This is a genomic window from Solwaraspora sp. WMMA2080 (genome assembly GCF_027497395.1).
Lineage (GTDB): Bacteria > Actinomycetota > Actinomycetes > Mycobacteriales > Micromonosporaceae > Micromonospora_E.
In genome coordinates, this window is the sequence record NZ_CP114910.1 from 4,681,276 (window position 1) to 4,693,630 (window position 12,355).

At 67.8% G+C, this 12,355-nt stretch carries 11 protein-coding genes and 1 tRNA gene; 8 read left to right on the forward strand and 4 right to left on the reverse strand.

Annotated features, from left to right (window positions below):
• The first annotated feature begins 57 nt into the window (after positions 1–57).
• The 6 genes from O7543_RS21260 to O7543_RS21285 all read left to right on the forward strand — a co-directional run bounded on the left by O7543_RS21260 (position 58) and on the right by O7543_RS21285 (position 7,295).
• Complete coding sequence (locus O7543_RS21260) at positions 58–1,047, forward strand: glycosyltransferase family 2 protein (protein ID WP_281552233.1); 990 nt, start codon at positions 58–60, stop codon at positions 1,045–1,047.
• A 273-nt stretch (positions 1,048–1,320) separates the two neighbouring features.
• Entirely contained in the window at positions 1,321–1,572 is a 252-nt protein-coding gene (locus tag O7543_RS21265) for a hypothetical protein (RefSeq protein WP_281552232.1), read from the forward strand.
• A gap of 19 nt (positions 1,573–1,591) precedes the next feature.
• Positions 1,592–2,227 carry a class I SAM-dependent methyltransferase gene (locus tag O7543_RS21270; RefSeq protein ID WP_281552231.1) on the forward strand — a complete coding sequence of 212 codons (636 nt, stop codon included), beginning with the start codon at positions 1,592–1,594 and terminating at the stop codon, positions 2,225–2,227.
• 518 nt (positions 2,228–2,745) lie between these two features.
• Positions 2,746–5,487 carry an RHS repeat-associated core domain-containing protein gene (locus O7543_RS21275; RefSeq protein ID WP_281552230.1) on the forward strand — a complete coding sequence of 914 codons (2,742 nt, stop codon included), beginning with the start codon at positions 2,746–2,748 and terminating at the stop codon, positions 5,485–5,487.
• Positions 5,481–5,948, forward strand: a complete 468-nt coding sequence (locus O7543_RS21280) for a hypothetical protein (protein WP_281567183.1) — start codon at positions 5,481–5,483, stop codon at positions 5,946–5,948. The genes O7543_RS21275 and O7543_RS21280 overlap by 7 nt, the downstream gene beginning before the upstream one ends.
• A 363-nt stretch (positions 5,949–6,311) precedes the next feature.
• Entirely contained in the window at positions 6,312–7,295 is a 984-nt protein-coding gene (locus tag O7543_RS21285) for a HEAT repeat domain-containing protein (RefSeq protein ID WP_281552228.1), read from the forward strand.
• Positions 7,296–7,370: 75 nt separating this feature from the next.
• Here O7543_RS21285 and O7543_RS21290 read toward each other — a convergent pair whose 3' ends face one another.
• Positions 7,371–7,559, reverse strand: a complete 189-nt coding sequence (locus tag O7543_RS21290; protein WP_281552227.1) for a hypothetical protein — start codon at positions 7,557–7,559, stop codon at positions 7,371–7,373.
• Here O7543_RS21290 and O7543_RS21295 point away from each other — a divergent pair.
• On the forward strand, positions 7,558–8,025 hold the full coding sequence (locus O7543_RS21295) for a hypothetical protein (protein WP_281552226.1): 468 nt from the start codon (positions 7,558–7,560) through the stop codon (positions 8,023–8,025). The genes O7543_RS21290 and O7543_RS21295 overlap by 2 nt on opposite strands.
• A 971-nt stretch (positions 8,026–8,996) precedes the next feature.
• Complete coding sequence (locus tag O7543_RS21300) at positions 8,997–9,257, forward strand: hypothetical protein (protein ID WP_281552225.1); 261 nt, start codon at positions 8,997–8,999, stop codon at positions 9,255–9,257.
• Positions 9,258–9,659: 402 nt separating this feature from the next.
• On the opposite strand, the gene O7543_RS21305 is transcribed toward O7543_RS21300, so the two are convergent.
• The 3 genes from O7543_RS21305 to O7543_RS21315 form a co-directional block, all read right to left on the reverse strand.
• A tRNA-Lys gene (locus tag O7543_RS21305) sits at positions 9,660–9,735 on the reverse strand.
• A 257-nt stretch (positions 9,736–9,992) separates the two neighbouring features.
• Complete coding sequence (locus O7543_RS21310; protein ID WP_281552224.1) at positions 9,993–10,781, reverse strand: site-specific integrase; 789 nt, start codon at positions 10,779–10,781, stop codon at positions 9,993–9,995.
• Positions 10,782–10,857: 76 nt separating this feature from the next.
• Positions 10,858–12,315 (reverse strand): IS256 family transposase, encoded by a 1,458-nt coding sequence (locus O7543_RS21315; RefSeq protein WP_281552223.1) that lies wholly within the window; start codon positions 12,313–12,315, stop codon positions 10,858–10,860.
• Positions 12,316–12,355: the final 40 nt, after the last annotated feature.

Here is a 12,355-nt window from a genome sequence, read left to right on the forward strand (position 1 = left end):
ATGATGACTACCCAGAATTCACCCAATGGTCGCCCACGGTCGCCATCGTCAGGCGTGATGTCCGATACCCCAGCCGTCAGCGTGGTCATCCCGACGCGCAACCGCCCGGACCTCGTGACCCGCGCCGCTCACAGCGCCCTCGCGCAGAGCGTCGAGGACATCGAGGTGATCGTCGTGGTTGACGGGCCCGATGCGGCGACCCGATCCGCGCTCGACGCGGTCGCCGACGCCCGGCTGCGGGTAGTCGAGCTGCCAGCCAGCGGCGGCGCACCGGCGGCCCGCAACGCCGGGGTACGACAGGCCCGCGCACCCTGGGTGGCGCTGCTCGACGACGACGACGAATGGCTGCCCCACAAGCTCGCCGCCCAGCTCGGCGCGGCCCGCGAGGCGTCCGCGCCGCTGCCGATCGTCGCCAGCCGGCTGGTCAACCGGACCCCACGGGCCGAGTTCGTGATCCCCCGGCGGCTACCGGATCCGGGTGAGCCGCCGAGCGAGTACTTCACCGTCCGGCGCGGACTGTTCCACGGCGACGGCTTCATCCAGACGTCGACGATCATGGCCCCGACCGAGCTGTTCCGCCGGGTGCCGTTCGATCCGACGGTGCCCCGGATGCAGGAGCTCGACTGGTCGCTGCGCGCGCTGAGTCACGACGACGTCGCGCTCACCTTCGCCGACGAGCCGTTGGTCATCTGGCATCAGGACGAAGACCGGCCACGGATCAGCCTGGACTCGCCGTGGCAGGCACAGTTCGAGTGGCTGCGGCGCAGCCGTCCGCTGATGACGCCCCGCGCGTACGCCGCGCTCACAATGAGCGTGATCAGCTCGATGGCGGCACCGACCCGCAGTGGCAAGGTCTTCGCGACACTGCTGCGTGAGGCGCGCCGGTACGGGCAGCCGGGCGCGCTGGACTACTTCACGTTCGCCCAGATCTGGCTGATCCCACCGGACCTGCGCCGTACTGTGCGGGACATGATCCTCAAGCGCCGTCGCCGCCAGACGCAGCCCGAGCAGTCGGCGGGGATTGAAACGGACGCGCTCCAGCGGTAGCTCCGCTTCACCCATCAGCTTCGCCCGTTTTGCAGTTGGGTCGACCCGGTTCGACGGACAGGGTCGGTAAGTTGATCTCACGCTACCTTGCAGGCCGTGACGCCTTGGGTGTTCGCTGGGCGCTCCCCGCGTAGCGGCTCATATCCGACAAATCTGGCCCGGATTGACGGTATACCGAGCCCGGTTCGCCGATGCCCGCGCTCTGAAGGCCTATGCCGGCGCGGCCCCGGTCACCCGCGCGTCCGGGCGCGCACCTCCATCACCCACCGCAAGATGAAGAACGATTGGCTCGCCGCTGCCGGTTATCTCTGGGCCTTCGTCGCCGCCACCCACGTCGAACCCACCAAGCAGCACAGCACTACCAGCGCCACCGCGACCACGGCGACCGCCATCCCGCCGCACTACGCCACCTGTTCAACCGGCTCCTCGGCTGCCTGCGCCACTGCCTCGCAACAGGACAGCTCTACCACCCCGACAAAGCCTTCCCATGCTCGGCATGCCCACACCCGCCGCCGCGCGGGCTGACCCTGGCAGGCTCACCTTCATGAACGACGGCAAGGATTGGTACGCCTGGCACAACCCCTACACCGATCCCGGCTCGCCCCTGGCACGCCGGCTGAGGCTGGTCCAGCAGCACATCGCCGCGTGGCTCGATGAGCGACCTGGCGAACCGGTGTCCGTGGTCAGCATGTGCGCCGGCCAAGGTCACGACATTCTGCCCGTGCTCGCGTCGCGCCCGGACGCCAGGCGAGTCAGTACAACGCTGATCGAGTACGAACCGCGCAACGTCGCCGCGGCCCGGACCCGAGCAATCGCCGAGAACCTCGACAGGGTGACCGTCGCGCAGGCCGATGCCGGTGACCTCGCCTCATACCGGCAGGCGGTGCCCGCCGACCTGGTCATCATGGCCGGCGTCCTGGGCAACATCAGCGACGCCGACGCCCACACCACCATTCACGCGCTGCCGCAGCTCTGCGCCGCCGACGCCACGGTGATCTGGACCAGGACACGACGAGCCCTCGACCTGACACCGGCTGTCCGAAGGTGGCTGACCGACGCAGGGTTCTCCGAACAGGCTTTCACCGCTCCCGACGACGTGCTGTTCTCCGTCGGCGTTCACCGCTTTACCGGCACCCCACAACCGCTGGAGAACGGCAAGATTTTCCAGTTCATCACCTGACGGAGGACCTACGACTTGACGGTCCCGGAGATCGGATTGTCCCTGCCGGAAAAGCCTGGTCCACCGGACACCCGTCCCGCTGACAACGCCCGACCACTCCCGCCCGTCGCACACCGCGGTCAGGGCCGCCCCGGCATCCGCGGCAACGCCGGCCACCACCCGGGGCCGACCGGCCGGACCGCCGCAGACCGGTTCTCGGGGAGCCGCGACACCCCGGGCACGGGCTTCAGACCGGCCACAGCACGACCGAGGCCGCAGCCGAGACTCTGGTCGACGCCTGTGAGCGTCTGTGAGCGCGGCGGATGTTCGCCACAGCCCACACGCATCGGTTCGGGGGTGTCAGCGCACCACCGTCGGCTACGCCGCCGTCGACAAGAAAGTCAAGTCCGAGGCGGGTAACCGCACCTTCGCCCTCGACAGCTTCAAGGAACGGCCTGGAGGTCTCCCGGACCACCACCGTCCACAACGGCGACCGCACCACCGTCATCCCACCCGAGGGCGGCACCGTCAGAACCACCGTGACCGACCCCCTCGGACGCACCAGCCAGCTCCTGGAATACAGCACCCCACCCACCCTCAACACGCCCGCCGACACCTTCAGCGGCGTGTTCACCGTCACCGGCGGCACCCCGGTCACCTCCACCTACGGCTACGACGGCCACGGCAACCAACACCGCGTCACCGACACCGACGGCAACATGTGGACGTCGACCTACAACCTGCTCGGGCAGGTCACCGCCAGGACCGACCCCGACGCCGGCACCACCACCGGCATGACCTACGACGGCAACGGCAACCTGCTCCAGTCCACCGACTCCCGGGGCAGGACCACCTCACACACCTACGACGCGCTCAACCGCAAGACCGGCAGGTACGCCGCCACCATCGCCTCCCAGACACCGGCCAACCAACTCGCGTCCTGGGTGTACGACAACGCCAACAACGCCATCCCCAACATGCGGTACCCGATCGGGCAACTCACCACCACCACCGCCTACTGGGACGGCAACCCGTACACGACGCAGCAACGCGGGTTCAACGTGTTCGGCAAGCCGATCGGCCAGACCGTCACCATCCCCACCGCCGAAGGCCTCCTCGCCGGCGCCTACACCTTCGCCTACGTCTACACGACCACCACCGGCCTGCTGGGCCGCAGCGTGTACCCCGGCCGAGGCGGCCTGCCCGCCGAAACCGTCAACCACTTCTACACCGGCGGCTTCGACCTCCCCAGCGTCGTCGGCGGTCTCGCCGGCTACGCCGACGGCACCTCCTACGACGCCTGGGCACGAACCAACCAGGTCACCATCGGCACCTCACCCAACTGGGCCTACATCACCAACAGCTACGACGACCACACCGGCCGCCTCACCCAACAACTCGTCACCCGCGCCGCGGCCACACCCGCCGAAATCGACCGGCAGCACTACCAGTACGACCCGTACGGCAACGTCACCCGACAGACCTCCACCCGGCTCGCCTCGACAAGCACCTCAGAAACCCAGTGCTTCGAGTACGACGACCTGCAGCGCCTCACCCAGGCATGGACCGCCACCGACGACTGCGCCGCCACCCCCACCCCCACCAGCCGCAGCACCGTCGGCAGCAACCTCGGCCCGTCCAGCGCCTACTGGACCAGCTGGCAGTTCGACCTGATCGGCAACCGGACCGAACAAACCCGCTACTCGACCAGCGGCGGCTCCGACACCACCACCACCTACACCCGCGACGGCAACGGCGCCGGACAACCACACACCCTCACCGGCACCACCACAACCGGAGCCACCACCACCAGCCACGCCTATGGCTACGACGACGCCGGCAACATGACCAGCCGCGACGCGGGCGGCGGCAACCAGACCCTGACCTGGAACGACGCCGGACAACTCGCCGCAATCGACGGCAGCACCACCGGCGACAGCATCTTCCTCTACGACGCCGACGGCAACCTGCTCCTCCAAAAGGACCCCGGCGCCACCACCCTCTACCTCCCCGGCCAGCAACACACCCTCAACACCACCACCCAGGCCGTCACCGGCGCCCGCTACTACGCACTCCCCGGCGGAACCGTCTGCATCCGCACCGGTACCGGCACCAACTACACCTTCGCCATCACCGACCGCCAAGGAACACCCACCCTCTACCTCGACAACACCGCCCAGACCCCGACCTGGCGCCAGTACACGCCCTACGGCGCACCACGAGGCGCTACCACCACCCCACCCGACAACCGCGGCTTCCTCGGCAAAACCGAAAACACCACCACCGGCCTCACCCGCCTCGGCGCACGCGACTACGACCCCACCACCGGCCAGTTCATCAGCGTCGACCCCATCCAGGACATGGGCGACCCCCAACAATGGAACGGCTACTCCTACGCCAACAACAACCCCATCACCATGAGTGACCCCGACGGCCTCAGGCCCCTCGCCACCAATACCGTCCAGGAGGATGACGCGGGCGGCGGTGGAAAACACGAGACCACCGACCAGAAGGGGAGTTGCTCGAGCATCAAGTCGTGTGAACGTGGGCACGACCGCACTTCAAGTTGGGGAAATACGCCGCTCGCTCCGAAGTGGAACGCCAACTGGGCGACGGCCCTCAAACGACTCTTCCCGTCGCGCTGCTCGGGCGGCTCCGATAATCGCAGCGGATGTGGGGGTCCGGCCGCCTGGATGGTCGACGCTGTGCGATACGGAGCGGAAGCGGGTGTCGATCCGAGGCTTGTTCTGTCCGTGCTTATGGCAGAGGTTGGAAACTCTGAGAACTGGGACCCGCTCGACAGGAGGTTGCAGTTGCTCTCCGTTGCGGCCGATAAGCTCGGGGTCTACGGTCCGATCAAGAATATCGTCGGGTGGGTAACTGGGTTTAAGAAGGGTGAAGGATACAATCCTCCATCAATCGGATGGGGTAACATTCAGGAAGGTACTTTCAATGAAGTTAAGGGAAACCATCCGGAGGCGCTGGGTTCCGTTGACTGGACTGACCTCATTGCCGACCCATCGCTCTCGATCAAGGTGACCGCCTACGCCCTTGCCGACTACCAAGCGCTGGCGGAGAAGAACGCTCCGGATGGCATGCGGGCCATCTGGACGCCACAACAAGTTGCCGCAGGTATATATAATATCGGACCGGATAACTATAATGCGGCTCGCAGTAGAGGGAGGTTCGGCCCCAGGGGTTCTACCTATACCGCAACAATAGGTCGCTATATGCAGGCCTCGGACCAGCTGATTTGTGAGTCAGGTGTATTCAGTTGCTGACCCCGAGACGATTAATGGCTTTCTTGTTGCCTCCGCTGCTGGTTCTCGGAGTTGCTACCTGTGGGGCGTCAACCAACGAGTCTATCGAATACCGGCGGATGATTTCCGTGGCCGGTTTCGAGCTGACTCGTGAAGCATACGCGGATAGTGCTACTGGAGTGTATGTCGGTCCGGCAGCAGTCGCCATTATTGATGCGGTGTCCGGTCCTGGGTTGGTCCTGTCGGTCAGTCCGGATGACCAGTCGTTTGGATCCTTCAAATACATAGCCGACGGCCGAGGGCATGCGGATGACACGGGTGACTGCTCGGTGTGGCTGCACCGGATGGACCCACCCACCGTGGAGTATGCCGGCGGTGACCGGTTGACATCCGAACAGCGTGCGGGTGTGTTGGACGGTTCCCTGGCCGTTCTCAGGGTCGGCGTTCTCTGTGATGCACAAGCCGACCGTTGGGACGCGTGACCTCGCAAATATCGATAAATGCCGATCAACCGTGGCTGCGGTGGAGTGGTTCGTTCAAACGGTGGTAAGTCGTGGTTCGGTGGGTGGTGAGTGTGTATGCCTGAGCGGATAGCGGCGTTGCGGCGAATGGACTGGGCCTCGCTTGAGGACGCCCATGGTGCGGCCGAAGATCTTCCTGAGCTTTTGCACGGGTTGTGGTCGGGTGATGCGGTGGTCCGTCGTGGGGCGTATCGGGCGTTGGCGGGTCGTCTGGTGCATCAGGGTTCGCGGTACGAGGCAAGTGCCGTCGCCGCGAAGTTTCTGATCGATGTTGTAGCGGATCCTTCGGCGCCTGACCGGTTCGCCGCCTGCCAGGTGCTGCGGATGATCGCGATCGGCGACGAGAGTTACTGGTTGACCGAGTCGCCGGACATTGCCGCTGTTCGGCGTGAGGTGGACCGCCAGGCTGCCATGACGCTGGCGGAGTTGGAACATGAGCAGTCGATGTGGGTGGCCGCAGCTGTCGACGGCGAGGAGCGGCGGGCGCGGGAGTCGACCGTCCGCTACCGGGATGTGGAGGCCGATCGGTGCGCGGCACGGTGGGACCTGGAGGCGTACGACGCGGTCCGTTCGGGTGTCGCGGTGTATGTGGCGGCGTTGCGGTCGCCCGAGCCTGCGGTGCGGTTGCACGCCGCGCATCTGTTGGCCTGGTTCCCTGAGGAGCGCGACCTGATAGTTCCCGCGTTGACGCGCGTGATCGCCGGGGATTCGGACCCGGTGGTGGCGGCGACGGCCTGCGTAGCCGCCGGTCTGTGCGGTGCCACCCAGGCCGACACCGGATTGGTCGAGGCGCTGTCGCGTCGGCGGGCCGGCCCAAACCGCGCGGAGCGGTGGTCGGCGGTGCTGGGGGTGGCCCGGCTGACCGCCCGGCCGCCGCGAGCGCTCGTCGAGGAGTTGTACGCCTGCCTGCTGGACGCGACCGAACCGGTGCCGGACTGGCCGTTTCTGGCTGGGGGTATGTCAGGGCTGGCGGCGCTGACCCTGGCGCGCCTGGACTCTGACAGCGCTACGGATCGGGTCGAGATCCTGGCGCGGCGGCTGGCCGACACGGTGCCCGGCACTGACCGGTTCACACTGGTGGGCGCGTTGCTGGACGCGGCCTTCCCAGAACACGACGCCACGGGGCGGGGCCGCGACGCCGGGGCGACGGGACCAGGCCGGATCGTCGATGCCCAGCAGGCGGCGGTTCGCGCGTTGGTGGACAGCGTGGTCTGGGAAGACGGGCCGATGGTGGCGATGCTGCTCGGCCGGTACGGTCTGCCGTCCGCGCCGGCGTCGCTGCGGGGCTGGCTGGCCGGGGGCCGGTAGCGCTTCGGAAGTTGTCGCCGGCGCGGCGGATCTGGCCTTCGACGGTGTACCTGCCGAGAATGACATCCGGGCAGGTCAGGCGGCATGCTCGTACTCGTGGAGGATGCCACCGAGGCGGTCGCGTCGGTGGATGTTCAGGTGGGCGGGCCGGTCGGGGTCGGTGATTGGTTCGAGTAGCGGGGCGAGTGGTCGGGCGTTGGCGATGCCCTCGGGGTTGGGCAGCCTGTCCCGGGCCGCGCGGATGATCTCGGGGTTGACGACCATGGGCCGGACCCACTGGTCGGCGGCCTGCGCCTTCGTCGCCCACGCCCCCGACGGGCGTCTCACCACCAAACTCGGCGCATTCGAACCGGTCGGCGGGGTACAGGTCCGGGTCTACGACGACGTGCCAGGCGCGGTCGAGGCGTACAACCAGGACGCCGCCCGCTACGTCGACCTGTGGAAGGACACCACACCCGGCACCACCACCGCCGACCTCACCGGCTGGTGGGAAGACAGCGGCCTATCATTCGAAACCGTCCAGGACCTGGACGCGAACAGCACCACCGCCGGCGGTGGCCTCGGAGCCACCCAGATCGACATCACTCACCTCGTCCGCGACGAGAACCTGATCGTGATGGCATACGTGCAAGCGCTGACACCGACCGCAGAGACGGACACGGCGCTCGCACTCCTGCACGACCTCACCGACACGCTGACCGACGAGACAGCCAGACGCCTCGGCCGCTAGCCAGACGCGCCAACCCACCAGACCCACGAGGTACAAGGTTGGAACCACCACCATCGCCTGCCGGGGCCGCAGGCCAGCGACCGAGCCGCACCACGGCCACGAGGTCGCGACCACGTCACCGGTGTCGGGCATCCCGAGCGGCCGTTCGTCGACTGACCCGACCGCGGCCGCCCGCACGGCAACGGCGACCGGTACGCCGTCGACGTGACACTCCCACCCCTTCCCGGAAACAACCACGTTCGACATCTACGGGGGACTGGACAGGGAAGCAACCCGATCACACCCGGATCACCACCATGGACGCAGCCCAGGTCGCGGATGAGTTCACGACAGCAGGAAGACGACGGCCCGTACTTGCGGGACCCCTGGAGTGGCCATCCGCGCTCGACAGGACCCAGGCAGAAGACCGATGCCGGCGGCCCCAGCCCGACGCGCCGCCACCGCGATCGCGCCCACCAGCGCCCGCCGGCCACACGGCCCGACCGACCGATATAGGGGAAGGAGGACCTTTGGCCGCGGTGATGGTGGACTACCACGGCCACCGCGAGCCGTTGCCCGACCCGGGCCGCGCCGCCGAGTTTGTTCGCCGGCCAGGCTGAGTCGATCATGGCCCACGGTGGAACCGGCCAGACCATCTGGATCGGCCCCGTGGACGGGCCAGCTCAGCTGCGGATCGACGTCGACACGCGCGTCAACCGGGCCGCAGTGTGCTGGCTCCCGGACGGCACGCGGGGCATCGAGCGCGAACCCGGCGGCCCGATCACGGTTGTCGAATCGCCCGACTCCGGCCTGGTCACCGTACCCGCCGTCCTGGCCCGGGTCAGTGTCGCCGCCGCCGGCCGCGCCGTCGCCGAGTACACCGCCACGGGCCGCCGGCCCACCTGCCTCACCCGGCGGTCAGAGCACCAACGACCCGGGGTGATGCCGGGCAGGGGTCGGGGCGGCGCGATCGACTCTTGCGGGAGATCGACATGGAGATGGTGCCGCGCCGCCCGACCGCAGCATATCGGCAGGCCGCGTCGAGCACCTCGGGCTCACGGCCGTTCGGGTCCACCAGCCCCGCCCGGTGCGCGGGATTGTGGGCGGTCAGGCCCAGGCCGCACGCCGACGGCCGACCCGTCGCGTACCTGGGTGGGGCGTTCTTCACCACGTGGCGGTTCTTCACCACGGCCGTCGATGGCATCTCTGACCCGAACGCCGCGCCGATCGTCGACGCGCAGGTCGCCAACTGACTCCGCACCCAGCGGCTGGCGTCTCTCCGCGTGAACAAGACGCCCGACGACGAGCGGTACCTGGAGCTGCTGAAGGACCGGGCCAGCGGACAAGGCGCGCGCCAGCGGTGCGGCCGTGATGTCGCCGACCACGACCAACCGCAGCCGGAAGTTGACGAACTTCTACATGAAGCCGCCCGGAACGGCCGGGTTGCACCCGGCGGCGAGCATGGCCACCCGGCCGGCCTTCCCCCGCTCTGCGTACCACACCCTGCAGTCCGGCTGCAGCCGTCGACGCCGACCGTGGTCGTGGGCGTCTTGGGTGTTCGCTGGGTGCTCCCCGCATAGCGGGTCATATCCGGCAAATCTGGCCAGATAAAGGGTGGGCCAATCATCGATTGATTGCTATTTTCCCAGGTCATGTGGTGGGCCGCCTGGGACTCGAACCCAGAACCTAAGGATTAAAAGTCCTCAGCTCTGCCGATTGAGCTAACGGCCCGTCAAGGGCCAACCCTACTCCGCCTGGCCGCGGCTTCTGCATCCGCCCGTCTGCTGCCCGGGTCTGGGGCTGTCGCGGCTGACCGGGGGTGACGCGTCGGGCGATCTGGTGTCCTCAGCCGCGGGTTGGGGTCGTCCGGGGGTTGGTGTGGTCGGAGGCTGGGAGGTGGTGTCGGCGGTTCGGGTCGGTCAGGCGGCCTGTGTGCGTCGGCGGCGGGGAACCAGCGCGGCGGCGGCCTCCGCCTTGTCCCGCTCGACCTAAAGTTCGACGATGACGGAGGTGTAGATGTTGCTGGTGATGGTGATGGTGATGGTGATGGTGATGGTGATGGTGGAGTGGCCGAGGAGTTCCTTGACGTCGGTGAGGTCGGCGCCGGAGGCTTTCAGGTAGGTGGCGGCGCAGTGTCGTAGGTCGTGCAGCCGGACCGGGGGCAGTCCGGCGTCGCGGACGAGGCTGTCGAAGCGTTTGCTGACGGTGTCCGGGTGCCACTTCTCGCCGTCGGGTTGGACGAAGAACCATCCGGTGTCCGGCCAGCTGCCGCCGCTGGCCAACTTCCAGCGGGCGCGGCGGGCGAGGTAGGCGCGCCACGCGGCGGCGGTGAAGCTGTCGAGGGCGAAGGTGCGGTTACCCGCCTCGGACTTGACTTTCTTGTCGACCGCTTCGTAGCCGACGGTGGTGCGTTGCAGGTCGACGGTGACGAGGGCGGCGTCCAGGTCGACGGTGCTGTCCCGCAGGCCGAGTGCCTCACCGCGACGCATGCCTCGGTGCATGATGCCTACGAACACCGGGTAGAGGGCGATGTCGTGGTCCTGGGCGTAGTCGAGGAAGGCTCCGGCCTGTTGCGGGGTCCACACCATGACCGGGCTGGGCTTCTGTCCGGTCTCGCGCCACCGTGCGACGGCTCTGTCCGTCCACACCCGGGGTTTGGGCTGCTTCGCCGGTGTGAGTTCGACGTGCTTGGCCGGGTTGAAGTCGATGAGCCGGTTGTTGGACCGGGCCATCGCGTCGTTGAGTGCCTTGCGCAGGGTGGCGCGGATGCGTTGCATGGTGGACGGGCCGGTGGTGCGTACCGCCGGAGGACAAGCCTGTCCGATTGTCTGTGTAACGCCCTATTCTGTATAACTATCGGGCATCGATGGGGATACGGCCGGGGAAGAAGATGTCCAGGGAGTTGAGGGCCTGCTTCCAGCCGTGGACGCCGGCGCCTTCGACGAGTCGTCCGGGGGCCTGGCGGGCCTGGTTGCGGGGCTTGCCGGCCTCGGCGGCCCGTTGCCGGGCGCGTTTGTCCTCGATATCGGCGATGGCCAGCCAGGTCAGCCTGACCACGGCGTCGTCGGTCGGGAAGTGCCCACGGTTCTTGATCACCTTGCGGATCTGGTAGTTGAACGACTCGATCGCGTTGGTGGTGTAGATGATCCGGCGGACCTCGGGCGGGAACGCCAGGAACGGAGTGAACCGGTCCCACGCCCGCTCCCAGACGGCGACCGCAGCCGGGTAGCGTTTCCCGAGCGGGCTGTCGGCGAAGCCGAGCAGCGCCGTCTCGGCGGCCTCGACCGTGGGTGCGGTGTAGATCTCCTTCAACGCGGTGACCATCGCCCGCCGGTCTTTGTAGGACACGAACCGCGTCGCCGCCCGGATCAGGTGCACGACACAGGTTTGCACGGTGGTGTGCGGCCACACGGCCTCGATCGCCTCGGGCAGCCCGGTCACCCCGTCGCAGCAGGCGATGAGCACATCCCGCACCCCGCGGTTACGCAACTCGGTGCACACCTGCATCCAGAATCTGGCGCCTTCGGTCTGCTGCACCCAGATCCCGAGGACGTGCTTGACCCCGTCCACACCCACACCGACCACGAGGTAGCAGGCCTTGTTGCGCACCTGCCCGCCGTCGCGGACCTTCCCCATCAACGCGTCCACGTAGACGATCGGGTACACCTCGTCCAGGGGCCGGTGCTGCCACGCCTTCACCTCATCCAGAACTTCGTCGGTGATGGTGGAGATGGTGTCCGGGCCGACCTCGGTGCCGTACACCCGGTGCAGGTGATGGGAGATGTCGCGCACCGTCATCCCACCGGCGTACAGGGAGATGACCACATCGGAGAGCCCGCCCAGGCGGCGGGCGTTCTTCGGCAGCGGCACCGGGGTGAACGTGCCCGCCCGGTCCCTCGGCATCCGCACCTCGATCGGCCCGACCTCGGTCCGCACCGTCTTCGCCGTGTGCCCGTTACGCGAGTTTCCCGAACCCTTGCCGCCCGGATCGTGCGCCCGGTAGCCCAGATGCTCGGTCAACTCCGCCCGCAACCCCCGCTCCAGGACGACCCTGACCAGCTCCGACAGGAACCCACCCGGCCCCGTCAACCGCAGCCCGTCGCCCTTGACCTGCGCCAACACCGCATCCATCGCCTGCTCGTCGACCAGGTCCGCGACCGCCTTCCGCGCGGCCTGCTTCGCCGCCTGCTCATCGAGCACCAGGGCGGACAGGGGCAACCTCGGTACGTCCGCGGCGGCCTGTTCCCGCAACCCACCCCACTCGTCGGCCGGGAGGTCCTGCCTCTGCGGGTTGATCATCGACATCGTCATCACACTTGTCCTATCTGTGCCGACCGGCTCCTACCGGCCA

Excerpts from the sequence above, each read along its gene's own strand:
- O7543_RS21260 (WP_281552233.1), top strand. The coding sequence starts at position 58 with ATGTCCGATACCCCAGCCGTCAGCGTGGTCATCCCGACGCGCAACCGC.
- O7543_RS21265 (WP_281552232.1), top strand. The coding sequence starts at position 1,321 with ATGAAGAACGATTGGCTCGCCGCTGCCGGTTATCTCTGGGCCTTCGTC.
- O7543_RS21270 (WP_281552231.1), top strand. The coding sequence starts at position 1,592 with ATGAACGACGGCAAGGATTGGTACGCCTGGCACAACCCCTACACCGAT.
- O7543_RS21285 (WP_281552228.1), top strand. The coding sequence starts at position 6,312 with ATGATCGCGATCGGCGACGAGAGTTACTGGTTGACCGAGTCGCCGGAC.
- O7543_RS21295 (WP_281552226.1), top strand. The coding sequence starts at position 7,558 with ATGGGCCGGACCCACTGGTCGGCGGCCTGCGCCTTCGTCGCCCACGCC.
- O7543_RS21290 (WP_281552227.1), bottom strand. The coding sequence starts at position 7,559 with ATGGTCGTCAACCCCGAGATCATCCGCGCGGCCCGGGACAGGCTGCCC.
- O7543_RS21300 (WP_281552225.1), top strand. The coding sequence starts at position 8,997 with ATGGAGATGGTGCCGCGCCGCCCGACCGCAGCATATCGGCAGGCCGCG.
- O7543_RS21310 (WP_281552224.1), bottom strand. The coding sequence starts at position 10,781 with ATGCAACGCATCCGCGCCACCCTGCGCAAGGCACTCAACGACGCGATG.
- O7543_RS21315 (WP_281552223.1), bottom strand. The coding sequence starts at position 12,315 with ATGACGATGTCGATGATCAACCCGCAGAGGCAGGACCTCCCGGCCGAC.